Source organism: Desulfosporosinus lacus DSM 15449 (assembly GCF_900129935.1).
In the GTDB taxonomy this organism is placed as follows: Bacteria; Bacillota; Desulfitobacteriia; order Desulfitobacteriales; family Desulfitobacteriaceae; genus Desulfosporosinus; species Desulfosporosinus lacus.
On record NZ_FQXJ01000012.1, the window covers coordinates 1 to 21,939 of the forward strand.

Below are 21,939 nucleotides of genomic sequence, written 5' to 3' on the forward strand. Positions count from 1 at the left end.
ATATGCTATACGGTTTCCTGATTTGCCCGGAACCAATAGTCAGGGCAACGATCTTGCAAACGCTATTTATATGGCACGTGATGCCTTAGCGACTTGGTTAGATTATCTCATAGACGAAAATGAGGTCATCCCAAATCCGTCAAGGGCAAGGGATATTCCTTTAGATGACGGACAGTTTACGACAATGATAGATATCGATATGACAGCCTATCGCCGGCATAAGAGTTCAAAGGCTGTAAAGAAAACACTATCGATTCCCTCATGGCTTAATGAAGAGGCGGAAGCTCACAATGTGAATTTCTCAGCCATTCTTCAGGAAGCCTTAAAAGAACATTTAGGAATTCAAACAAATCATAAATAATAAATAAGCAGCCTTAATCGGCTGCTTATTTTCCTTTGTGCGCCACGCATGGCGATTAACATAAGAAAAAATTTATAATATTATTTCCTTAATTTCTTTAATAGTTAAACCTTGTTCTTCTTTCATTAAACGAATTTCCTCTAGCCGTTCAATAGCTCGAACTCGCGGATATTTTCTAGCCATTCTCGTATCCTCTTGTTCAAATGGAAGTAATCCCTCTTCTGTATAATATTTAATAGTGCTGTATCGAACTCCAGAGAGTTGCACGAGTTCACTCATACCCACATACTCCGAAGCTAATATTATATCTAGATTTCTTCTTCTCCCCATTTTTATCTCCTATGTTGTTGCAGCACAAGCAGCAATTAATACATACCTATTTCATGGTCTTGGATTGCTTTCTCAACTTCTCTCCAGTAGGTGTTGAATTTGTAACAGTAATAGTATCATTGTCTTCAAATTTAATTTTGCCATCGATCAACAATTCTACGAAACATGTCATTACTGTATATAATGGAATATACTGGCGAAAAATTGATTTTAGTCTGTTTGTATCACGGTCTAAAGCTAGTAAAGCAAATTCTTGAGGAATGGATAAATTGTTTAACATGATGTAAACCCCTTTCAGAAACTTTACTTATTACTTACTACTTATTACTTGCTATATAGCAATTGATTAAATAAGTCAAATGTATGGAATCAATAAAAATAAGGAGGGAACTGCCGGGATCGCAGCGAATGGATATGGAGGATATTTCAGATCATGGAGGCTCAGCTTCCGGAAAGGATAGTAGGATGTCGAAGAAATATATTATGTTAAGACCTGAAGAAGAGACTGCAGCGGAAGCGGAATCAACTCTCAAAGAGATGATTTGCTTTGGGGAAAATTCCAGTAATTATCGCTTTCCGGATATGGAGGTCAATGATGAGAATCAAAACAAATTGCAGAAGCTGGTAGATGAATACAGCGCCCTGATTGGCCAGGAAGAGAACAAGGACCTGGATCTGAAGGCATTCTTTGCAGGGAAACAAATCAACATTGAGCATGTGGATGAATTTGAGGAGCCGCGGGATGTATTCATCCTGCTGGTCTATTTCAAAGAGGTCTGCAAGCTTACGGATTTTGAGCCTGTAGCCGTTATTGAGACATTTGCCTAGTCCGGTATCTGATAATGAACTTTGGAGGATTTGAAATGTTCAAGGTGCTTTCAGTTCATTTGACAAGTCATAAGCTAAAATACATAGCCTTAGTATCATTGATGATTTCAGCAATTCTCGTAAAGGAAGTTCTGATCGATGTGGTTTATATTGGTAAGCAATATGAGAAAAATAGAATTATCACTCCTTGGGGTGAAAAAATAAAATCGGGTAATCTTTCAGTGGATTATTCATTGGAACAGGCTTTGATAGATATTGAGGCTCTTGGCTTAAACACTGTCAATGTACCGGTTCAAATTGATATTCCATCATTAACGGCAAATTCAGCAACAATAAACACGGAAAGTAAAAAGAAAGCTACTCAGCTAATCAAAAAGCTTAGGTATCAGGGAATCAATGTGATATTAGAGCCCTACCCCTACATTAAAAACGGGGAACTTTATGAAACACAATTAAATCCTGATGATAAAGATGAATGGTTCAGGAATTGGAAAGAGGGAGTGCTCAAGCCACTTATTCAGGATATAGCCAAACCTTACAAAGTTTATGCTCTTTGTATAGGGTCTAATTTTGACAAGTTTGAAAAGGAATATGCTCTTTGGAATGATGTAGCAAATTTTGTTCGAACAAATTACCAGGGGCGTATAACATATAAGACAAATTGGTGGTACACCGCAGAATGGGACACCGAAAAGAACGGTCTACACGACACATATACAGCGAAACTAAATAACCCAGTTCTTGAAAAAGTTGATTTTATTTCAGTTGCAGCATACTTTGAACTCACTGATCAAGACACAAATACTGTGGAGAATCTAGTAAGTTCGATTTACAGTACCAAAATTTTCAGTAGACACCAGAATATTTATGAAGAGCTGAAGAAATTATCGACCCAATGGAATAAACCGATTTTTTTTGGCGAGCTAGGTTTTCCAAAACGGAATAAAGCGATGGTTCATCCTTGGAATCCAGAGCCTTCAACCATACTTAATGAGCAAGAGCAAGCAAATGGATTCCAAGCATATAAAGAAGTATTCGAGAAAGAGAGTTGGAATTTGGGTTTATCAGTTTTCGCAATTGGCAAAAACGATGAGTTTAAAAACTATTATCCAAGTGACCAGAGCATCAACGTCATTAATAGTTGGTACAAATAGATGCCATTAAGGAGAAATGCTTAGGTATGCTTTGGGTCGTGTTCCTTCATACGACAGCGAATTCCCGAAATTTGAGATGGTATGCTGATCTAGCCTCAATGATCAGGGAATATAACGAGTGTATTCCGAACCTAAATACATCAACGGTACCACCGAAGTGCAACGGCCAACATCGCCCCCTAATACGACATAGCCTGCTCCTGAAGGCAATACTGACAGTACAACCTTTGAAAGGGAGATTGTATATGAAATGGAATGAGCAATTCAACATTAACCGGGAGCCGTCTTATGAAGACATTAAACAATATATTGGAGAAGGAGAACCGATCTGGTCGGAACTTCTTTCAAATATTGAAAATGCATATCAGGTTCAACCAAAAATGTCTTACAGTAAATGTTCGGCACAGCCAGGTTGGAATCTGAAATATCGAAAGAGTGGTAAGTCACTATGTACGCTTTATCCAATGGAAGGGTTTTTTATTGGGCTAGTTGTGGTAGGGGCAAAAGAGGTAGAACAAGTAGAAATGGAGTTAGGAACATTTACTCCCTATGTGCAAGAATTATATGGTAAAACATCTTTTTCCTGTGGAGGACGTTGGCTAATGATAGAAGTAAAAGACAAATCTGTGATCAATGATATACAGAGCCTAATAGCAATAAGAGTAAAGCCCAAGAGATAAAGTCATGAGAATGATTCAGACATTCCAATAGATCCATGCAGTTTTTGTCCGAACCCTCTCTCTTACAAACCCATCCGGAGAGATATCTTTGAGATAATTCTTAATTAGCTTGTTTTGATCATCAGCGGGGTCATTTTTAAGTTCAAAAAGTGTGCCATAATAACTATGTGCTTCTTCGAGTGAGCGGACATGCTCTCGATCCGTATCCACATAGGTAATGTGGGGATAATAGCCCATTAGCCAAAGAATATTAAAAATACAATAGACTGTATTAACATAAAATTTTGGATCCTTAAGCTGAAGGATTTCCGCGCGAATAACGTCCTGAACAGAGTCGGAACGACTCACGAAATTTGACAAAAAGCAGTATCCCTTGCTGGCGGCAATCATCTTCTCCAGGGTGGCTTGATCATGGATTCCTGGACTGTTGATGGCCGTAACTAAGTCAAATCGTTTTTTCCAACCGTATTCCTCAAGATTGACGTCATCCCAATTTAAGTTTTTAAAGGAGATATTGGTCAGGTTGGCGGCGGCAGCATTTTTATGGGCATGGTCCAGCATTTTAGAGGATATGTCCAGGCCGGTAACCTCACTGGATGTCTTAGCAAATTCAAGGGCAAATCCTCCCGGACCGCAACCTATGTCCAGAACACTGCTGTCTTTAGCAAAAAGATTATGATCAGACATGAATTCAAGAATTTTCCCAATTCGTTGGTCAGAAGTTTTTGGGGAAACTAATTTATTGAACTCATCGGCTCGATTGTCCCAAAAGGTCGTCGCTGAGGCCCTGGCAATCTTTCCTTCGCTCCACAGATCGGTATAATATTGTAGATTCATTTCCTTACCACCCTCTCGAATAGTCCATGAAGCAGTCCAGGCACACTTTTTTGCCGTCATTGATTCGCACCTTGTGCTCGGGAGCGCCTTCTCCGCAATTCTCACAAATTACGGTAGTAAAGAGTCTGGCCTTTTCGGGCAACTCAAAGGACGGTTTGGAGAAGTTAAAAAGTTCTTCGGCAGGTGAGTTCAGAAGGTATTCTTGACGTTGCCGGCGATCCATTTCTTCATTTAAAGGCTTTACTATCATTCTCAGGCTTTGGCCATTGGAGCAGTTAAAAAAGCTGAAGGCCATTTTGCCTGTGCCTTTGTACAGAAGATTCCCCTTACCAAAAGTACAGCCGGTGATCACCTGTACAGTATCAACTCCGCAAGCGTCGTTTTCAGTGACACAGACAATTTCCTCATCCGCAGAAAACCGAATGCCCAGCTTCTTAATGGCGGCTTCACACGCTTTGTAGCCGATTGCCAGCCCTGGGCACTCATGCCCATGAAATTCTACTGCTTTTTCCCACTGTGTTAACTCTCTGCACATACATTTAATCCCCCTTTTTATATAATAAAAAAGACCAAGGGAAAACTGACCTATCAAAGTCAGACCTCCATGGTCTTCACCAACATCTTCATGATCTTGTGTGCTTATGATGATATTTAGTATTCTACAAGATTCCATGAATTCCTGCCGGACATATGTTCAAAATAATTAAAAGAATCAGTAGAGGAAAGCAAGGTTCTGCAGTATTTCGCAGAAACTGTTTTCTGACAAAATATTTCGGACTATACATATTTTGTAGTTTTATGGTAAGATGAAATTAACTGAATATAGGGATAAGTGATTCTTTCTTGAGAGAAAGAATTGAAAAGGGAAGTCAGGAAAAGCTGACGCGGTACCCGCCACTGTAAAAGGGAGTCTTTTCACAAATGTCACTGGAAAGTATTTTCCGGGAAGACGTGAATAGATAATGATCTTAAGCCAGGAGACCTGCTTATGCCAAAGATCAAACTACCTACGGGATTGTTAGGGGGTGTGCCTGTGTTGTCAGGAGTGCTGTTGTTGCCTGATACGGATTAAGCTCTTAACCCTTCTATTGGTGAAGGGTTTTTTATTTTACTCTAAAAAAGAATACTTATTATTCTCTGCGGATGCTGCACAGCCCGACCCGAGTCTGCTTTTCATCATCTGTTGGCGCCGCAGCAGCGGCATTGGGACCAGGCAGAAAGAAAGTTTAACTTTCAGATGGGAAGTTAAACACCTAAAGGGAGATGAAAATAAATGGATTTAGAGTATTTTGACAAGCTCTGGAGCAAGGATCAGGCTTCCATGGAAGAAAGCAGGATGGGGTGGGACTTTAGGGCCAAAGAGTTTAAGGAAAATAAGTCTCAGGAAATGGTCAGAAATGTTATCAAGTTCTTTATGGACAAAGGGATGCTTGCTCAGGGGTGTGATGTCATAGATATTGGCTGTGGGGCGGGGAAATATGCCCTGGAGTTCTCCAAAACAGCAAAAAGTGTGACAGCGCTGGATTTTTCCCCTAAGATGTTGGAATTTGCTCGACAAAATGCCGCGGAAGAAGGGGTAACTAATGTGGAATTTTTAGAAATGCCTTGGGAAGGAATCGATTTAGATGCCCTGGGGTGGAGAAAAAAGTTTGATTTTGCGGCGGCGATCATGAGTCCTGCTATTAACAGCAGAAAAAGCCTTGAGAAACTGATCAATGTTTCCAAGGGCTATTGCTTCATGAGCGGACACTTAGACAGACATGAACAGGTTAAAGAACAAATCGAAAAAGATGTCTTAAAGCGGGAGCCAAGGGTCATCGATTATAGCAGGAATGTGTACTGCAGCTTCAATATTCTCTGGCAAGCCGGAATTTATCCGGAGCTGGCCTATTACGACATGAAAAAAGAAAACGTCCGGTCTCTTGAAGATGCTTTCAGCTATTACAGTTCTCAATTCCAAGGGAAAAATGAACTAAGCAGCGAGGAAAAACAGGAGGTTAAGCAGTATTTGACGACAATCACAGAGGATGGAATTGTCAAGGATCGTTTCCAATCAAAAACTGTCTGGCTGTACTGGAAAAACAAGTAAATGAGGAGGAGATTACACATATGTGGAAAGGATATTTCAAAAAGCTTGCAGCAGTCATGTTAATTGCGGCAGTTACTCTTACTGTTGCCGGATGTGGGAAGCCTTCCGAATCGGCTTCGGCCGGGACTGACCCCACCTCCTCCGGATCTGCAAAAGTAGAGGTCTTAAACCTCGCCGGTGGGGATAATGGTTATCCCTCTCCCTTCACTCACAGCTCCAGAGGGCCGGGCTTTTCCAAGATGTGGTTGGTTTTTGACAGTCTGCTGGAACGAGGGGAGAAAGGCCCAATTCCCTGGCTTGCGGAGAAGTGGGAGATATCTTCTGACGGAAAGGAATACATCTTCACACTCCGGGACAATGTGCAATGGCAGGATGGACAACCTTTAACGGCAGAGGATGTAAAGTTCTCCTTTGAATACTTTGCCAAATATCCTCCCGTTGCTAATGAAACACTGATTGATGGAAAGAGCTTCATTGAGAAAATTGAGGTTTTGAATCCGAAAACCGTCAAAATAACAGTAGAATCTCCCTTGGCCGTGGCCCTTGGAAAGATAGGCGCGACCAGGATCATACCTGAACATATCTGGAAAGAGGTGACTGAGCCTCAGAAAAATATGACTAAGGAAGCCCTCATCGGCTCTGGCCCCTATGTCTTAAAAGAGTATGACAAAGAGCAGGGAATGTATAAGTTTGAAGCCTTTAAAGAGTACTGGGGTCCCCAGCCGAGTGCGGAAGTGATCCGATTTTTGCCTATTTCTGCCTCCGGCAACTCTGCTGCCGCTAACAATATTGTGTTGGCCTTTGAACAAGGGGGCTTAGATATTGCCGAGATAACCCCGGATATTTTGGCGAAGTACCAAGACAAGCCGGACTATAAGGTCCTGGAGAATCCCTCCTTTTTCGGATATCGTTTGTTGCTCAATATGGAAAAACGAAGTGAATTAAAGGATTTGCAAATCCGCCAGGCTCTGGCCTATGCCATTGATGAGCAGGAATTAGTGGAGAAAGTGTTCCGAGGCGCGGCAGTGCCGGCCAGTGCCGGCTACCTGTCTGCAGAGCACATCTGGTATAACCCCGAGGTGAAGAACTATGAATTCGATCTTGAGAAGAGCAAACAACTGCTGGCCGGGAAAACCCTGCGCTTCAAGCTGTTGCTTGGCAATTCTAATGAAGAAATCCGCATTGCCGAGCTGATGAAAATAAGTTTGGCTAAGGCAGGAATTGAGCTGGAGATTAAGAGCGTCGACACTAAAACAAGGGACGCCGCTGTTAAAAAAAATGACTATGAATTGGTTTTGAACAGCGGAGGGGGCTTAGGCAATGATGCGGATGTGCTGAGAACTGTCTATACCAGGGAAGCATCCGCGCCGGGCAGCGTCACAGGCATACCGGGGTACAGCAATCCCGAGCTTGAAAGGTTAGCCAAGGCTCAACTTTATGAAATGGATCCGCAAAAGAGGAAGGAGATCGCCCTTAAACTGCAGGAGCTGATTGCCCAAGAAATACCTCTTCTTCCCCTGATCAACACTACCGGTTATGTAGTATACAAGCCTGTCAAGTATGAGGGCTGGAAATACATGTATGACCATCACAATGTTACCCACTCCAAAATATCCTTTGTTGATGTGAAATAGGCCATGAAAAAGAGGGTGCTTTGGAAATGGACGGAATATCTCATGACGTTCCTGCTGATTATTACCCTGAATTTTATGATTCCCCGGCTGATGCCGGGGGACCCCTTTACGTTCTTGTCTGCTGAGGAGGAGGGGCAGGTTTTCATTTCCTACAGCCAGGAGCAGATCGACAAGTATAAAGCTTATTACGGTCTGGATAAACCCCTCCCCGTCCAGTATGGCAACTATCTTGTTAATCTTTGCCGTGGGGATATAGGGTACAGTATCTATTACAATGTAAGTGTCTTAGAGATGATTGGCAAGAGACTGCTCTGGACTGTGGGGATTGTGCTGGGAGCTATCCTGATCAGCACTGCGGCAGGTACGGTGATGGGGTGTTTTTCCGCTTGGTACAGGGACAGTCTCTTGGACAAGTTATTATATTTTCTCATGATTACAATATCCGAAATACCGGCTTTTTTGGTGGGGATACTGCTGCTCTTCATACTCGCAGGTCAGTTCGGTTGGTTTCCCCTCTTTGGAGGCATGAGTTCCTTCGCCCAGTATGATACCTCTTTGGAAAGGGCCAAAGATATCCTTCACCATGCTTTTTTACCGGTTCTGACACTTTCACTCACCAGGGTCGGAGGGTTTTATCTTCTTTCCCGCAACAGTATGTTAGAAGTTCTGGCCAAGGATTACATGCGGACAGCCAGGGCTAAAGGCTTAGCAAGAGTTCGGATTATTTTTCGTCATGCTCTGAAGAATGCTTTGCTGCCCGTGATTACGCGAGTCTTTCTCAGCTTGGGAGCTATGTTTGGCGGTGCAGTTCTGGTGGAAAATGTTTTCAGCTATCCCGGACTTGGCCGTTTGATGAGGGAAGCTGTCATGCTTCGGGATTATGTTTTGATTCAAGGGATCTTTTTATTTGTGGCCATATTGGTGTTGACCATGAATCTGCTGGCGGATACTGTTTATAAGAAATTGGATCCCAGGGTGAATTATTATGATGGATAAAAAAATGCTGAACAGTAATTTGCCTATGATCAATACCGGCTCTGAGCATGGTCACAGCAAATTTGCCGGATTACATTTACTGGTGAGGGCTGTGAAAAAATTCTCGCCAATAGGCAAGGCAGCTCTTGTGATAGCCGCTATAATCGTTATGATGGGTATTTTTGCGGAGCATTTATCCCTCTTTTCCAACAATCTCCCTTCGGGTTATGCCCTGGAAGCCCCGGGAAAAAGCCATTGGCTGGGGACAGATGACCTGGGAATTGATCTCTGGGCCCAGATTTGCTATGGAGCAAGGGTAAGCCTTATGGTAGGGTGGGGAACAGCGCTATTAGCGGGAATAGGAGGAAGCCTGATTGGGGTTGTTTCGGGTTACGCCGGAGGGATTACAGATAAAGTAATCATGCGCCTTACGGATTTGATCATTGTTTTGCCGGAACTTCCTATGATGATTGTCTTGGGTGCTTTTTTTGGTCCCAGTCTGAAGAACGTTATCTTGGTGCTGGCCCTTTTTTCCTGGACAGAACCCGCCAGGATTGTGCGTTCCAAAATTCTTTCTATCAAGCAGGAGCACTATGTCAGAGCGGCCAAGAGCTATGGTGCAGGTGTCTGGCACTTGATAAGAGTGCATTTTTTACCAAGCCTTCTGCCCTTAGTCCTGGTAAGTATGATTCGCCTGATGGGAAGAGCCATAGTGGCTGAAGCCGGACTGGCCTTTCTCGGTCTCGGAGATCCTCTGTCCAAAAGCTGGGGCCTTATTCTTAATCATGCCATTAACTTTAAGGGAATTTACTTCACAGAATTTTGGAAATGGTGGGTTGTGAGTCCTATCACGGCAATTACACTGATGGTGGTCTCCATCGCCTTTATCAGCAGGGAACTGGAAAAACTGGTCAATTCAAAGATGTGAGGGGATGCTGAGTTTGAAAAAATCGGTTTTAAAGGTAGAAAATCTGTCAGTTCATTATAAGACCGACAGCGACCAAGTCTTAGCAGTGGAGAGTGTCAGCTTTTCTCTGGAAGAAGGAAGCTGTCTGGGGATTATCGGTGAGTCAGGCAGCGGCAAAACCTCAGCCGCCATGGCCATCATGGGTCTTTTGAGCAAAAAGGCAGAGATTTCCGGGCAGGTTTGTTACTATGATAGAGAGCTGGACGGTCTTTCTGAACAGGAATGGCAGCAATACCGCTGGAAGAAGATAGCCATGGTCTTCCAGAACGGTCTGGATGTCTTGAACCCTGTCCTTACGGTGCAGGAGCAAATCTATGAATGTCTAAGGCGGCATACTAAGCTTTCCAAACAGGAGGCTAAGGACAGGGTAGCGGGGCTTCTGGAGATGACAGGTCTGGATCCGGACTGGGGGAAAAATTATCCCCACCAGCTTTCCGGCGGAATGCGCCAGAGAGTATTGATTGCTATGGCCCTGTCCTGTGATCCTGAAGTGCTTCTTGTGGATGAACCTACATCTGCTTTGGATGCCGTGGCCAAGGATGAAATTATTACACTGCTGGCCAAGCTTAACAAGGAACGACGCTTGGCCATGCTGGTAGTTTCCCATGAAATCCCGGTAATCATGAAACTGACCTCCAAGGTGGCAGTGATGTATGCAGGGCATATTGTGGAAGAAGGCATTACTAAAGATGTGATCAAAAATCCTCAGCATCCTTATACCCGGGGCTTGCTCTACTCTGCTCCTTCCCTCAACCCCTATCGTGACTTGTGGGGCATACCTGGAGAAACGGGTGTCAGTAAGAAGGAACAGTGTTGTTTTTATGGAAGGTGTAATCAAAAGCTGGAGCTTTGCAGGACAAAGGCCCCTTTGCTGGAATACGTCTGGGTGGAGAGAAAGGTGGCTTGCAATCAAGGGGGGATTGTGACCCTACTTCAGGGCCAGGGTATCTGCAAGAACTATGAATTTAAGGGTGAGACTGTGAAAGCCTGCGCTAACTGCGAAATCAAGATTCGCTCGGGAGAAATAGTGGCCTTGATCGGGGAATCCGGCTCGGGAAAGACTACCTTAGCCAGTATCTTAGCCGGGATCAGCTTAGCCGATGAAGGGGAAGTTCGGTTCCTGGGGGACAGAGTGCAAGGCAACAATTTTACCTCCCGTATCAAGGGAATACAGATGGTCTTTCAGGATCCCTTTTCTGCAGTCAATGAGCATTTGACCGTCGGACAGGCGGTGAGAGAACCTTTGGATATATTGAGGCTGGGGAGCAAGGAAGAACGCAGAATGGCAGTCCTTAAGGCTTTGCAAGATGTGCAGTTGCCGAGAGATGAGCTGTTCCTCGACAGAAGATGCCATAGGCTCAGTGGTGGACAGCGGCAGAGGGTGGCTATAGCCAGGAGTTTGGTTATGGAGCCCAAACTCTTGATTGCCGACGAAATAAGTTCTATGTTGGATTCTTCTACTCAGGCTAATGTCTTAAGATTGCTGAAGGGATTACAAAATTCCTTAGGGTTTTCCATGTTGTATGTGACCCATGACCTGGCTTTGGCTCGCAAAATAGCGGATAGGGTGTACGTCATGCAGAAGGGGAGAATCATCGAGCATGGGACGATTGCGGATGTATTCAGTTCGCCCAAAGAGAAGTACACTTGCAAATTAGTTCAGATGATGATTTAAGATGGGTTATAGAGAGGGGAGATAGTTTATGCGTATTCACCGCCGAAACATTTTGTTGCCTAAAGATTTCACTTAAATGGCCCAAGGGATAAGTCTGTCTTTTTTAAGAATACCGAGTTTAAAGAAAGGTAATTAGATTAATTTTGACGAAGTAGTATTATTCAGATTCTTCCAATTTGCTTGGATTAATCTAGTTTTCACTTCAAAATTAATATAGGCAATCTTTTTAAAGGGGAATTCAGAATTGAATCCCCATAGAAGGCTGTGGCGGCTTCGTTCAACAATAGTGTATCTGAAATTGAGGGTGAAGCGAGATTATGGAATCAACAGAAATTTTAAGGAGAGCTTTTTGTGAAATATTCAGGTGAAGATTTTTGGAAGAACTATATGGAGAATTGGTTTGGGGCAGAAATCATTAGCAAATGGAGTGAATATGCAACTGAAGTAAGACAAAGGGAGTGGTCAAAATAAGTTGCTTAAAACCATATAATGGGAAGGTGCCTGCGTGCGGATGCTTTTGTGGTGGATGCCCCAATTTTATACGGGATGTAAGACCTTGCCTGGGAGCTTCCTTCACAGATAGATGTGAAGGTTGTACTTCATATCATCTATGTTGTAAAGAAAAAGGAATTAATCATTGTTATGAGTGTGAAAAATACCCATGTAAGAGATTTAAGAGTTTTTCTAAAAGGTGGCTCAAATATGGACAGAATTTCATTGAGAATCAGGAATTGTTAAAATCAGTAGGCGAGGTTGAATTTATAAGGATATGGAATTCTAAGATGGATAATAAGGATACATAGCATGTTGCGAATGAAAAAGCCATTGATCAAAATAAATTTGATAAGCAGGGATTTCCAAGTCATTGTAGAAGTAGTTAATGATTGAATAAATAAATAATTTAAAATGCGCGTAACGAGTATACTTTCTGATGGAAGTATTAAAAAGGGAAGTCAGTAAATCTGACGCGGTCCCGCCACTGTGATAGTGAGCGGCCTTATATAATGTCACTGGGTAACCGGGAAGACATAAGGCGGCGATGAACTTAAGCCAGGAGACCTTGTTCGTTACAGATCAACACAGGAACCTACGGAAGATAGGGGAGGTGCCGTTTATGTCGGGAAGCCAGCGAATGCTGTCCGGCTAGCGAAGTCAACCATATCCCTTTACAGGTGTCTGTAGAGGGTTTTTTGTTTTCTCAGGAAAAGAGATTGAACGTAGATATGTGTAAATACAAAGTGTATGGGAGCGAATTGTTATGATTACAGCCACTGTTCATAGTTTAGAAGGTGTTGTCTGCAGACTGGGGCTAGACCCACTCACAGCTAACCGCTTTATGGAGGAGTGGTTACAAACTGCACGCGAGGTATCTTTTGAGGAGGCTAATGAGGTAGCTTGTATATTGAACAAAATGAAAGGATGTAAGTACTACTTAGCCCCAGATCCTACCCAAGAGGGTTATCAAGTCGTGCTGATCGTGAGGAGAAATCGAGTAATTACTATTCTAACTCAGATAACTAATTCCTTTTACGGTGTACCTGAGGCTAAGACGGTGGATGGTACACGTATGATTAGGACATTAGGGGGAGAGATGTATGAAGACTATGGCAATTGGGTTAGACAACTTAGAAAAAGACGCGAAAAGTCTTTTAATAGAAAAAAACTCAGATTCTAAAAATCAAAAGCAAATTCTGAGGGTGGGATGGTTACTGATATCACTAAATAGAGTTTGTTAAGCATAACTAAAAGGGTTCCAGAGGAAACCAGCCTGCAAGCTTAAATGTCTTGTTCAAGCGGGATCTGCTTCAAAAATGCGAATGCGACTTGCAAGCGGAGGAGAACGCGCCGTCTGAGACAACCGATACATTGCTGTCTTAATGATTAGTGATGTTAAGTTGTCTCTTTATTTTATGGTAGCGTTGTATATCTAATGAAACTAGATACTTGAGGAAAGGAGAAAGAAGCATGCAACCAGGGCTTGTTCATATTTATACCGGTGCAGGGAAAGGGAAGACAACAGCAGCAGTCGGATTAGGGATTAGGGCCTACGGACAGGGACTTAAGGTCCTCATGGTGCAGTTTTTAAAAGGATGGGATACTGGAGAAATGAAGGTCATCGCCGGTTTAGGGTCCTACTTTCAACTCTTTCAATACAGAGCAAATGGCAAATTCACTTGGGGAATGTCAGATAAAGAATTAGGAGGACTAAAAGGAGAGATGAGAATTAGTCTTAACTATTCTACTGAGGCGGTCATGAGCGGGGAATGGGATATGATTATCATGGACGAGATTATGGCCGCTGTGAACTATGGGTTCCTGCCAATGGCTGAAGTAGTCGAGCTTGTTAAGAAGAAGCCACTAAAACTAGAGCTCGTTCTGACAGGGAGGGATGCCCCGAAAAAGCTCATCGAGTTAGCTGATTATGTCTCGGAAATAGTTGCTCGCGAACATCCTATTGAAAAGGGCATAATAGCGCGAAAAGGAATAGAGTATTAAATAAAAGAGTGACCAAGATAAGTTACAGGAGATTGAAAAGCGGAGGCAAGTGCTACAAGATGCGCGAGAAGAGATATTAGGGAAATTTATATCAGAAAGGGAACAGCGCTCTCAGTGGCTGGTTAAGCTTCTAGATATTGATGACGAACTTGAAGAATTATCTTCTCAGCAAAGCAAATCGATCTGATGAACATGAGTTTTCGGCAAGAAACTGAAGTCCAAAAAAGTAATAAAAAAAGAAGGAATTTATAAATTAATGTAGAAATACCAATATCAAACAAAATACATTAAAAATTTGACCATGGAGGTCTGACTTCGCTACGAAGTCAGCTTCCTGGTCTCTTTTTTTACTGAAATTAAGGGAGCGATGAAAAGATGGAGAAACAAATTCAAATGGATTGGGAGCGTTGTGTAGAGTTTCACGGACATATTTGCCCTGGGTTGGCAATCGGTTTCCAAGCGGCCCAGATTGCCTTAAAGGTGTTGCCCAACTTCGAGGGGGAGCCGTACAATCCGAAAAGCGGAGTGGTCAGCATCGTGCAAAACGACGCCTGTGGAGTGGATGCTGTGCAGACCTTGCTTTCGAGTACCTTTGGCAAAGGAAATCTGATGTTCAGGGATCATGGAAAGCACGTTTTTAGTTTCATTCGCCGTCAGGATGGGCGTGGTGTTCGTGTAGCTCTAAAATATGGCGCTATGGAAAATGAACGACATCAAGCTTTACGGGTCAAAATGATGGACAACACTGCAAGTGCAGCTGAGGCTGAAGAATTTTATCAGCTTCACGGAGAGATTTCCAGGCACCTGGTGGAAGCACCGCCGGAAGAGCATTTTGATTGGCGGGAAATCACATTTGAGCTACCCAAGGGCCCAAAACTCAATCCAACGGTGCAATGTGCTTTCTGCGGTGAGGGAGTAATGGAGCAGCGGGCGAGTGTTCGTGATGGACGCATCGCCTGTCCGGAGTGTGTGGAACAGTATGAATCACGACTCCTTGTCTTAAATAAATAAAGCTCGCTTTTAGTAAAGTAGCTTTTCATGGGCAAATACGCTTTTGAGAGGATGAGTTTAATGAGAAAACTGACATCGCTACTTTTGATACTAATGACGTCCTTATTACTTTTAACGGGATGTGGAGGATCTTCAAGTACGAAGGAAGGGGGAACAGTTCCGACCACAGCTCAGGCTCATAAACAAAAAATTACGGATCTGGTCGGCAGAGAGGTTGAACTAACGGTCCCTGTCCAAAGGGTGGTGGCCATTGGACCGGGTGCGCTCCGGTTAGTGACTTATGCCGAAGGAGCGTCTATGGTGGTCGGGATCGAAGAGACTGAGAAGAAACCTAACCCAGGAAGATCCTACATGCTCGCTTATCCCGACTTGAAGAAACTCCCCAGTATCGGGCAGGGAGGCCCGGATACTGCACCGAACGAGGAAAGCTTAGTCAGCGTCAAACCGGATGTGATTTTTGTCTGTACCCTTGTAGATAAAGAGAAGGCTGATCAATTACAAGCCAAAACAGGTATTCCGGTAGTCGCTTTAAGCTATGGGGATTTAGCGACGTTTGGTGAGAATCTATACCGTTCCCTAAATATAATCGGCTCGATCATCGGCAAGGAGAAGAGGGCACAAGACGTTGTGACCTATCTCAAACAAAATGAAAAGGATTTGGCAGATCGGACGAAGGGTATTCCAGAGGGCGAAAAAGCCAAAGTTTATGTAGGCGCTGTGAGCATGAAAGGAGCGCATGGGATTGAAAGCACTCAGGCCCAATACCCTCCATTTAAGTATATTGGGGCAAAAAATGTCGTTGATGAAACAGGCAAAAACGGAACTGTTATGATCGATAAAGAAAAACTCATCAGCTGGGAGCCGGATTTTTTGTTTCTTGATGCAGGGGGGTATGCACTAGTCACAGAAGATTATAAGAAAAACCCTGCTTTCTACCAATCCCTGCAGGCTTTGAAAACTGATCGAGTCTATAACTTGATTCCCTTTAATAACTATAACCCCAATATCGACACAGCATTTGCAGACGCCTATTACGCAGGAAAAATAATCTTTCCTGAACAGTTTAAAGACATCGATCCGATCAAGAAGAGTGATGAAATTTATCAGTTCCTGCTGGGTAAACCCCTGTATGCGGATATGGATAGGGATTTTGGCGGCTTCAAGAAGTTGGAGCTAGGAAAATGATATGAGGTGATTTGAGTTGGTTGGCAATGAGATCGTGCCTGAAGGCGGAGTAAGCCATTATCTGAGATATACATGGAAGAAGAAATTAATTATGTTAGGTCTGTTGGGGATGACTGCAGTGCTGGCACTTTATGCCATCAGCGCCGGCTCAGCTGAGCTTTCGCCTTGGCAGGTCTTACTGACCTTATTCGGCCAAACCGAGGGACAGTCTCAGATTATCATTTGGTCAATCCGCTTACCCCGTGTGTTGGCAGCGATGGTGGCAGGGATAGGCTTGGCAGTTGCCGGTGCGGTCATGCAAAATATCCTCAGAAACCCCTTAGCTTCTCCGAGTACACTCGGGATTGCTCAAGGCGCAGCCTTTGGGGCTGCACTGGCCATCATTGGTTTGGGAGCAGGAAGTACTCCCAGTACAGGCGGGGGAGCGCTGCTGATTAACAACCCTTATATTGTCACAATTTTCGCCTTCGTGGCGGCAATGCTTACGACCATGATCATTCTCTTTTTAGCTCAATATAAGGGAGTTTCACCGGAGTCCATGGTCTTAGCCGGGGTCGCTTTAGGGTCTCTCTTTTCGGCAGCCACTATGCTGTTACAGTATTTTACCAATGATGTTAATGTAGCGGCTATTGTCTTCTGGACTTTTGGCGACATTGGAAGAGCATCCTGGGGGGAATTGGGGATTATGTCCTGTGTCGTCTTTGGCTCCTTGCTCTTTTTCTTGTTTAACCGCTGGAATTACAATGCTCTGGACAGTGGAGCAGAGACAGCCAAGGGTCTAGGTGTCAACGTGGAAAAAACAAGACAGTGGGGGATGTTTTTCGCTTCTTTGATTACGGCTACAGTCGTTTCCTTTTTAGGAATCATGGCCTTCATTGGTCTCGTGGCTCCTCATCTTGTGAAGCGCTTGATTGGCGGGGACAATCGCTTCCTCATTCCTGCATCTGGGGTGGTGGGTGCTTTGCTGCTTCTGGCTGCGGATACTCTGGCCAGGCGGATCATCGCCCCCGTGGTCTTGCCTGTAGGAGCAGTAACCTCCTTTCTCGGGGCACCGCTCTTTCTCTATCTGCTGGTGAGGGGGTCTAAGTTGCGATGATCTTATCCGTCAAAGGGATCGAATTTAGTTACAGCTCCCGAACAATCTTGGATAAGGTGGGCTTTTCTGTGCAAAAAGGGGAGTTCCTCTCCATATTAGGGAACAATGGCGCTGGAAAATCCACGCTACTCAAGACTTTAAACAGGATTTTGCTGCCGAAAAAGGGCAGTATTCTATTGGACAATCAGGAGGTGTCTAAGCTTAGTCGCTTGGCAATAGCTCTAAAGATGGCGTATGTCTCACAGCACTACGAGAGCAATCGCCAGACTGTCTTTGACGCTGTGCTTTTAGGCCGCAAGCCTCATATAAAGTGGGAGGCGACGGCGTCAGATTTGGCGCTGGTGCAAGGATTATTGGTAAAGACTGGTCTAAAAGAGTTTGCTCTTCGCTACTTAGATGAATTGAGTGGAGGGGAACTGCAGAAAGTCGTGATTGCCAGGGCCTTGGCTCAGGAACCCGAGGTTCTCTTATTAGATGAACCAACCAGTAACTTGGATCTAAGAAATCAAATCGAAGTGTTGAGAACCATTCAGGCCGCTGCTAAAGAGAAGAACATTGCAGTGGTTGCTGTGATGCACGACCTAAATCTGGCCTTGCGTTTCTCAGATAAATTTTTGTTATTGCAGAACACCAAGGTCTTTGCTGCGGGAGGATCGGAAGTGATGACAGCTGAAAATATCTCTCAGGCCTATGGGGTCTCTGTTAGTGTGGAGCGGGTACAGAACCAAATTGTTGTGATTCCAAGTTAAAGAATAAGTTCAAAGGGGTTGTCCTAAAATAATAAAACACAAGCGTCCTCACTCCACTTTGATAGTGAAAGGAGGACGCTTTTTGATTGTTGTAACCACTTGGGATTTTGGAGGCTGAGTTTTCAACACAACCTCTTTTTATACTAGAAGCAACGTTTGGTTAGGCCAGACCCAATAACATTGTGACGGTCAGATCAGAATATCATCAGTCTGAAGTTGATAGCTCCCTAAGGATTCAAACTTTCTTTAGGGATTTTTGGTTGGCATTTTCGCAGGTAAGATGCAGGTGGTAAGATTTTCAAGGGGCTTTGGAGCGTCGAATTCATGTTGCGGACTTTTGGAAAGTCGTCTTGACCATAGCTGGTATGCATTAATCACCTCCTTATAAAACAGAAAAGACCCTGGAGGAATAACTAGACTTAAAGTCTAGTCAAGACCTCCATGGTCTTTAATATTTAGCAATTTGTAGTTAGGGCATAGTATTCTACATAAATATTATAATTCCTTCTTTGGTTACAATAATTATTTTCAGTTATTTCTAAGACTTCTCTAATATCTTAGAAGTGGTTCAAGCGGTAAGTGACCGAGTTGCGGTGATGCATCAGGGCAAGTTGATAGAAATGGGGAGCAGGCAGCAGATTTTCAGGCAGCCTCAGCATTCTTACACTAAATATCTGACTAGTACCATTTTAGAGATGCCAACTTCAATAATGAGAAATGATGTCGCTTGTCAATGAGTTAAGTCATTGGAATTCTCGGCAAGGGGATAAGATAATTTGGCAAAGTATAATTTTTTCCTTGCAGGAAATCTCAGATGATTGTAGAATTGTATCAAGTAAATATATTTGTAGAGCAAGATCATGAAGGTCTTTGCAAAAACCATGGAGGTTTGACTCATTAGGGTCAACTTTGTGGTTTTTTTGTTTATTCTGAGTGGAAGGGAGAGTTACATATAAGCTGAATAATCAAACTTTTTAGAAAATTATCCCGAGAAGACTAAAATATGATATTATTTATAATAATTGGAGGGATACTTATGCATATGGCAGATGCCTTGATTTCACCGCTGGTAGGTGGAACCATGTGGGTGGCAACAGCGGGTGTTGCGGCCTATTCGATTAAGAAGATTCAATCCGAGATGGATGAAAAGAAGATTCCTTTGATGGGAGTTATGGGAGCGTTTATCTTTGCTTCCCAGATGATAAACTTCACGATACCAGCGACTGGCTCAAGTGGTCATATTGGAGGAGGTTTACTTCTTGCAATCTTGCTTGGTCCGTATGCGGGTTTCCTGACTATTGCTTCCGTTCTCACAATCCAAGCGCTGTTTTTTGCAGATGGAGGCTTGCTGGCCTTAGGGAGCAATGTGTTTAATATGGGCTTTTTCTCCTGCTTTATTGCCTATCCCTTGATCTATAAAGGGTTTATGGGAAGAGGGTATACTACAAAGCGCATTTTCTTTGCTTCGATCCTTGCAGCGATCATAGGGCTTCAAATGGGAGCTTTCGGGGTCGTGTTAGAAACCCTCTTCTCTGGTAAGACCGAGTTGCCTTTTGGGACATTTGTACTATTAATGCAGCCTATTCATTTGGCAATTGGGGCAGTAGAAGGCCTTGTCACAGCTGCTGTTGTAACCTATATTTGGAACGCCCGGCCGGAAATTCTTGAAGGGGCTGCCTCTGGAAGAGCTCTAAGTAATGTCTCCATAAAGAAGGTGGCTGCAGGACTGATCGCAATTACGCTGATTACTGGAGTAGGATTATCCTGGTTTGCCTCTTCCAATCCTGATGGCTTGGAATGGGCCATGATCAAGACTGCCGGCACAGCCGAACTGGAGGCTCCGGATGGCCTGCATCAGCAACTATCTGACCTACAGACTAAAACAGCCTTTTTGCCTGACTATTCCTTTAAGACACCGGAGGATGAAACGGAGCTGGGTGCCGGAGAAGAGGAAGAAGCATGGCCGGCCATAAGCGGCGGGACGAGCACTTCCGGAATAGTAGGCGGTGGGCTGACTCTGGCCTTAGCGGTCCTTGTGGGAGTGGGTATCAGTTCGCTGAAGCGAAGAAAGTATGGAGCTAATTCTTAAATCCGTCGTTTAGTTGACGGCGGGCGACCAGACCGCCCTTCCTAACCCTTGTCGCAGGTATAGTTTTATCAATTCCGAGACTCCCACTTCTTTAAGTGGGTGTTCCGATTTCTACTTCGGTGGGGGTAGAATCCCCTACCGAAGCCCCGATGTTCAGCTTTAGCTGAACGAGTTCACTGATAAAATTGGATTGGATTGTTGATATGGCAAACATCATGAATTCATTGTATAATATGCGGCTTCTTGATGATTTGGCTCGGCAGGAAACCGTGATACACAAACTGCATCCACTTATGAAATTATTAACCACAGTTAGTTATTTAACTGTGGTTGTATCCTTTGGAAGATATGAGATTGGTGGTTTACTGCCATTGTTGCTCTACCCAGTAATAGTCTTTACTTTGGCAGAACTGCCTGTTAAGCCCATACTTTTAAGGATCTTACTTGTTTCTCCATTTATTATTGGGATAGGTATACTAAATCCTTTCTTCGATCATCAAGTTTATTTACTGGGTGGAAGAGAAATCTCCAGAGGGTGGATTACCTTTCTTTCAATTTTGTTAAAAAGCGGACTAACTGTAACCGCAGCCCTGCTTCTTATAGCGACCACGGGAATGGACCGATTAGCAGGGGCCTTAAGGATGTTGAAAATTCCTCGTATATTTGTGCTCCAACTGCTCTTAACTTATCGATATATTTCTGTGCTGATGGAGGAGGTAGCCCGAACCTTAAGGGCGTATTCTTTACGGGCTCCTAGACAAAAAGGTGTCCATCGAAGTGCCTGGGGCTCATTGGCCGGACAACTTATCCTCCGCACCTTTGACAGAGCTCAGCGAATTTATGAAGCAATGTGTTTAAGAGGGTTTACAGGGGAGTACCATACAGGAGGGTTCAAAGAAATTAGAGTTTGGGATTTATCCTATTTTATCGGATGGGTATTTTTCTTTGCGGTGGCGAGAATGTACAATATTCCGATGTTAATAGGTTCATTGATAACGGGAGTGATAAGATGAGTCATCATAAACTTGAGGTCAAGGATTTGCATTATAGTTATCCTGATGGACATAAGGCGGTCAAGGGGATGTCCTTTTGTATCCATCATGGGGAGTCCGTGGGAATCATAGGAGCGAACGGGGCAGGAAAATCCACACTGCTGATGTTGCTTATGGGAGTGCTTTTTCCAGACCAGGGCGAAGTTTGTGTCGGTGATGTCCATGTCACTAAGAAGACACTTCCGATGATTCGCCAAAGTTTGGGTATGGTTTTTCAGGACCCTGATGACCAGTTATTCATGAATACTGTCTACGATGACGTAGCTTTCGGACCTCGTAACTATAAACTTGATGAAAAGGAAGTTGAAAAGCGTGTTTTCAATGCCTTAGAACTAGTGGGCATCCTTCATTTAAAAGATCGCGCCCCCTTTAAATTGTCAGGCGGAGAAAAGCGAGCCGCGGCTATTGCCTCAGTGCTTTCGATGCAACCCGATATTTTGATTATGGATGAACCTACAGCGGCTCTTGATCCTAAATCCAGACGAAAAGTTATGCAGCTCCTTACGAGTTTTAAGCATACAAAAGTTATTACCAGTCATGATTTAGACATGATTTTCGAAATGTGTGACAGGACTATTGTTATTAAAAATGGTGAAATTGCGGCGGATGGGGTGACGTCTGAAATTTTGGTGAATGCCGAGTTGATGGATGACTGTGGCCTTGAGATACCATTGTCACTGCAGAACTGTCCCGTTTGTGGGACTGAAAAAGTTTAATACTGGCTATTCAGC

The 21,939-nt window shown here is 43.7% G+C and carries 23 protein-coding genes and 2 riboswitches; of the genes, 19 read left to right on the forward strand and 4 right to left on the reverse strand.

The annotated features are described in order from the left end of the window. On the forward strand, nucleotides 1–361 hold a 361-nt coding region (locus tag BUB11_RS15905; RefSeq protein ID WP_073030747.1), incomplete at its 5' end, for a type II toxin-antitoxin system HicB family antitoxin. A gap of 72 nt (nucleotides 362–433) precedes the next feature. Here BUB11_RS15905 and BUB11_RS15910 read toward each other — a convergent pair. Both BUB11_RS15910 and BUB11_RS15915 read right to left on the reverse strand, forming a co-directional pair. Then, nucleotides 434–691: a MerR family transcriptional regulator gene (locus BUB11_RS15910; protein WP_073030748.1), complete on the reverse strand. Its 258-nt coding sequence runs from the start codon at nucleotides 689–691 to the stop codon at nucleotides 434–436. A 46-nt stretch (nucleotides 692–737) separates the two neighbouring features. Next, nucleotides 738–971 carry a GOLPH3/VPS74 family protein gene (locus BUB11_RS15915; RefSeq protein WP_073030749.1) on the reverse strand — a complete coding sequence of 78 codons (234 nt, stop codon included), beginning with the start codon at nucleotides 969–971 and terminating at the stop codon, nucleotides 738–740. 185 nt (nucleotides 972–1,156) lie between these two features. On the opposite strand from BUB11_RS15915, the gene BUB11_RS15920 reads away from it, so the two are divergent. The 3 genes from BUB11_RS15920 to BUB11_RS15930 all read left to right on the forward strand — a co-directional run bounded on the left by BUB11_RS15920 (nucleotide 1,157) and on the right by BUB11_RS15930 (nucleotide 3,353). Beyond that, nucleotides 1,157–1,519: a hypothetical protein gene (locus BUB11_RS15920; protein WP_073030871.1), complete on the forward strand. Its 363-nt coding sequence runs from the start codon at nucleotides 1,157–1,159 to the stop codon at nucleotides 1,517–1,519. 35 nt (nucleotides 1,520–1,554) lie between these two features. After that, nucleotides 1,555–2,673 carry a glycoside hydrolase family 113 gene (locus BUB11_RS15925; protein ID WP_073030750.1) on the forward strand — a complete coding sequence of 373 codons (1,119 nt, stop codon included), beginning with the start codon at nucleotides 1,555–1,557 and terminating at the stop codon, nucleotides 2,671–2,673. Nucleotides 2,674–2,918: 245 nt separating this feature from the next. Beyond that, nucleotides 2,919–3,353 carry a DUF3788 domain-containing protein gene (locus tag BUB11_RS15930; protein ID WP_073030872.1) on the forward strand — a complete coding sequence of 145 codons (435 nt, stop codon included), beginning with the start codon at nucleotides 2,919–2,921 and terminating at the stop codon, nucleotides 3,351–3,353. A 15-nt stretch (nucleotides 3,354–3,368) separates the two neighbouring features. On the opposite strand, the gene BUB11_RS15935 is transcribed toward BUB11_RS15930, so the two are convergent. Both BUB11_RS15935 and BUB11_RS15940 read right to left on the reverse strand, forming a co-directional pair. Beyond that, entirely contained in the window at nucleotides 3,369–4,190 is an 822-nt protein-coding gene (locus tag BUB11_RS15935; protein ID WP_073030751.1) for a class I SAM-dependent methyltransferase, read from the reverse strand. A 4-nt stretch (nucleotides 4,191–4,194) separates the two neighbouring features. Then, a complete protein-coding gene (locus BUB11_RS15940) occupies nucleotides 4,195–4,725 on the reverse strand; it encodes an FmdE family protein (RefSeq protein ID WP_073030752.1) in 531 nt (176 codons plus the stop codon). Between the two features lie 278 nt (nucleotides 4,726–5,003). Beyond that, nucleotides 5,004–5,194: riboswitch (cobalamin riboswitch) on the forward strand. 269 nt (nucleotides 5,195–5,463) lie between these two features. Between BUB11_RS15940 and BUB11_RS15945 the strand changes: the two genes are divergently transcribed. From BUB11_RS15945 to BUB11_RS16015, 15 genes are all read left to right on the forward strand, one after another. Continuing rightward, nucleotides 5,464–6,279 (forward strand): class I SAM-dependent methyltransferase, encoded by an 816-nt coding sequence (locus tag BUB11_RS15945; protein ID WP_073030753.1) that lies wholly within the window; start codon nucleotides 5,464–5,466, stop codon nucleotides 6,277–6,279. A 20-nt stretch (nucleotides 6,280–6,299) separates the two neighbouring features. Then, the gene (locus tag BUB11_RS15950; protein ID WP_073030754.1) at nucleotides 6,300–7,913 is read left to right on the forward strand and encodes an ABC transporter substrate-binding protein; all 1,614 of its coding nucleotides are present in this window, start codon (nucleotides 6,300–6,302) and stop codon (nucleotides 7,911–7,913) included. 3 nt (nucleotides 7,914–7,916) lie between these two features. Continuing rightward, nucleotides 7,917–8,909, forward strand: a complete 993-nt coding sequence (locus tag BUB11_RS15955; RefSeq protein WP_073030755.1) for an ABC transporter permease — start codon at nucleotides 7,917–7,919, stop codon at nucleotides 8,907–8,909. Then, nucleotides 8,899–9,816: an ABC transporter permease gene (locus tag BUB11_RS15960; protein WP_345788584.1), complete on the forward strand. Its 918-nt coding sequence runs from the start codon at nucleotides 8,899–8,901 to the stop codon at nucleotides 9,814–9,816. The genes BUB11_RS15955 and BUB11_RS15960 overlap by 11 nt, the downstream gene beginning before the upstream one ends. Before the next feature lie 4 nt (nucleotides 9,817–9,820). Continuing rightward, nucleotides 9,821–11,530 (forward strand): dipeptide ABC transporter ATP-binding protein, encoded by a 1,710-nt coding sequence (locus BUB11_RS15965; RefSeq protein ID WP_073030756.1) that lies wholly within the window; start codon nucleotides 9,821–9,823, stop codon nucleotides 11,528–11,530. Between the two features lie 900 nt (nucleotides 11,531–12,430). Further along, nucleotides 12,431–12,612: riboswitch (cobalamin riboswitch) on the forward strand. Nucleotides 12,613–12,788: 176 nt separating this feature from the next. Beyond that, nucleotides 12,789–13,205, forward strand: coding sequence for a hypothetical protein (locus BUB11_RS15975; protein ID WP_073030757.1), 417 nt, complete (start codon nucleotides 12,789–12,791; stop codon nucleotides 13,203–13,205). Nucleotides 13,206–13,495: 290 nt separating this feature from the next. Then, nucleotides 13,496–14,026 carry a cob(I)yrinic acid a,c-diamide adenosyltransferase gene (locus BUB11_RS15980; protein WP_073030758.1) on the forward strand — a complete coding sequence of 177 codons (531 nt, stop codon included), beginning with the start codon at nucleotides 13,496–13,498 and terminating at the stop codon, nucleotides 14,024–14,026. A gap of 49 nt (nucleotides 14,027–14,075) precedes the next feature. Then, the gene (locus tag BUB11_RS27605; RefSeq protein WP_159436947.1) at nucleotides 14,076–14,213 is read left to right on the forward strand and encodes a hypothetical protein; all 138 of its coding nucleotides are present in this window, start codon (nucleotides 14,076–14,078) and stop codon (nucleotides 14,211–14,213) included. Nucleotides 14,214–14,401: 188 nt separating this feature from the next. Then, nucleotides 14,402–15,037: an FmdE family protein gene (locus BUB11_RS15985; protein WP_073030759.1), complete on the forward strand. Its 636-nt coding sequence runs from the start codon at nucleotides 14,402–14,404 to the stop codon at nucleotides 15,035–15,037. Between the two features lie 60 nt (nucleotides 15,038–15,097). Continuing rightward, nucleotides 15,098–16,222 (forward strand): iron ABC transporter substrate-binding protein, encoded by a 1,125-nt coding sequence (locus BUB11_RS15990; RefSeq protein ID WP_073030760.1) that lies wholly within the window; start codon nucleotides 15,098–15,100, stop codon nucleotides 16,220–16,222. Nucleotides 16,223–16,238: 16 nt separating this feature from the next. Further along, nucleotides 16,239–17,318: a FecCD family ABC transporter permease gene (locus tag BUB11_RS15995; RefSeq protein WP_073030761.1), complete on the forward strand. Its 1,080-nt coding sequence runs from the start codon at nucleotides 16,239–16,241 to the stop codon at nucleotides 17,316–17,318. Then, nucleotides 17,315–18,067 carry an ABC transporter ATP-binding protein gene (locus BUB11_RS16000; protein ID WP_073030762.1) on the forward strand — a complete coding sequence of 251 codons (753 nt, stop codon included), beginning with the start codon at nucleotides 17,315–17,317 and terminating at the stop codon, nucleotides 18,065–18,067. Before BUB11_RS15995 ends, BUB11_RS16000 begins: the two co-directional genes overlap by 4 nt. Nucleotides 18,068–19,103: 1,036 nt before the next feature. Beyond that, nucleotides 19,104–20,156 (forward strand): energy-coupling factor ABC transporter permease, encoded by a 1,053-nt coding sequence (locus BUB11_RS16005; protein ID WP_073030763.1) that lies wholly within the window; start codon nucleotides 19,104–19,106, stop codon nucleotides 20,154–20,156. 203 nt (nucleotides 20,157–20,359) lie between these two features. Then, nucleotides 20,360–21,169, forward strand: a complete 810-nt coding sequence (cbiQ, locus tag BUB11_RS16010; protein ID WP_073030875.1) for a cobalt ECF transporter T component CbiQ — start codon at nucleotides 20,360–20,362, stop codon at nucleotides 21,167–21,169. Then, nucleotides 21,166–21,924: an energy-coupling factor ABC transporter ATP-binding protein gene (locus BUB11_RS16015; protein WP_073030764.1), complete on the forward strand. Its 759-nt coding sequence runs from the start codon at nucleotides 21,166–21,168 to the stop codon at nucleotides 21,922–21,924. Before cbiQ ends, BUB11_RS16015 begins: the two co-directional genes overlap by 4 nt. Nucleotides 21,925–21,939: the final 15 nt, after the last annotated feature.

Excerpts from the sequence above, each read along its gene's own strand:
- BUB11_RS15910 (WP_073030748.1), bottom strand. The coding sequence starts at position 691 with ATGGGGAGAAGAAGAAATCTAGATATAATATTAGCTTCGGAGTATGTG.
- BUB11_RS15915 (WP_073030749.1), bottom strand. The coding sequence starts at position 971 with ATGTTAAACAATTTATCCATTCCTCAAGAATTTGCTTTACTAGCTTTA.
- BUB11_RS15920 (WP_073030871.1), top strand. The coding sequence starts at position 1,157 with ATGTCGAAGAAATATATTATGTTAAGACCTGAAGAAGAGACTGCAGCG.
- BUB11_RS15925 (WP_073030750.1), top strand. The coding sequence starts at position 1,555 with ATGTTCAAGGTGCTTTCAGTTCATTTGACAAGTCATAAGCTAAAATAC.
- BUB11_RS15930 (WP_073030872.1), top strand. The coding sequence starts at position 2,919 with ATGAAATGGAATGAGCAATTCAACATTAACCGGGAGCCGTCTTATGAA.
- BUB11_RS15935 (WP_073030751.1), bottom strand. The coding sequence starts at position 4,190 with ATGAATCTACAATATTATACCGATCTGTGGAGCGAAGGAAAGATTGCC.
- BUB11_RS15940 (WP_073030752.1), bottom strand. The coding sequence starts at position 4,725 with ATGTGCAGAGAGTTAACACAGTGGGAAAAAGCAGTAGAATTTCATGGG.
- BUB11_RS15945 (WP_073030753.1), top strand. The coding sequence starts at position 5,464 with ATGGATTTAGAGTATTTTGACAAGCTCTGGAGCAAGGATCAGGCTTCC.
- BUB11_RS15950 (WP_073030754.1), top strand. The coding sequence starts at position 6,300 with ATGTGGAAAGGATATTTCAAAAAGCTTGCAGCAGTCATGTTAATTGCG.
- BUB11_RS15955 (WP_073030755.1), top strand. The coding sequence starts at position 7,917 with ATGAAAAAGAGGGTGCTTTGGAAATGGACGGAATATCTCATGACGTTC.
- BUB11_RS15960 (WP_345788584.1), top strand. The coding sequence starts at position 8,899 with ATGATGGATAAAAAAATGCTGAACAGTAATTTGCCTATGATCAATACC.
- BUB11_RS15965 (WP_073030756.1), top strand. The coding sequence starts at position 9,821 with ATGCTGAGTTTGAAAAAATCGGTTTTAAAGGTAGAAAATCTGTCAGTT.
- BUB11_RS15975 (WP_073030757.1), top strand. The coding sequence starts at position 12,789 with ATGATTACAGCCACTGTTCATAGTTTAGAAGGTGTTGTCTGCAGACTG.
- BUB11_RS15980 (WP_073030758.1), top strand. The coding sequence starts at position 13,496 with ATGCAACCAGGGCTTGTTCATATTTATACCGGTGCAGGGAAAGGGAAG.
- BUB11_RS15985 (WP_073030759.1), top strand. The coding sequence starts at position 14,402 with ATGGAGAAACAAATTCAAATGGATTGGGAGCGTTGTGTAGAGTTTCAC.
- BUB11_RS15990 (WP_073030760.1), top strand. The coding sequence starts at position 15,098 with ATGAGAAAACTGACATCGCTACTTTTGATACTAATGACGTCCTTATTA.
- BUB11_RS16000 (WP_073030762.1), top strand. The coding sequence starts at position 17,315 with ATGATCTTATCCGTCAAAGGGATCGAATTTAGTTACAGCTCCCGAACA.
- BUB11_RS16005 (WP_073030763.1), top strand. The coding sequence starts at position 19,104 with ATGCATATGGCAGATGCCTTGATTTCACCGCTGGTAGGTGGAACCATG.
- cbiQ (WP_073030875.1), top strand. The coding sequence starts at position 20,360 with ATGGCAAACATCATGAATTCATTGTATAATATGCGGCTTCTTGATGAT.
- BUB11_RS16015 (WP_073030764.1), top strand. The coding sequence starts at position 21,166 with ATGAGTCATCATAAACTTGAGGTCAAGGATTTGCATTATAGTTATCCT.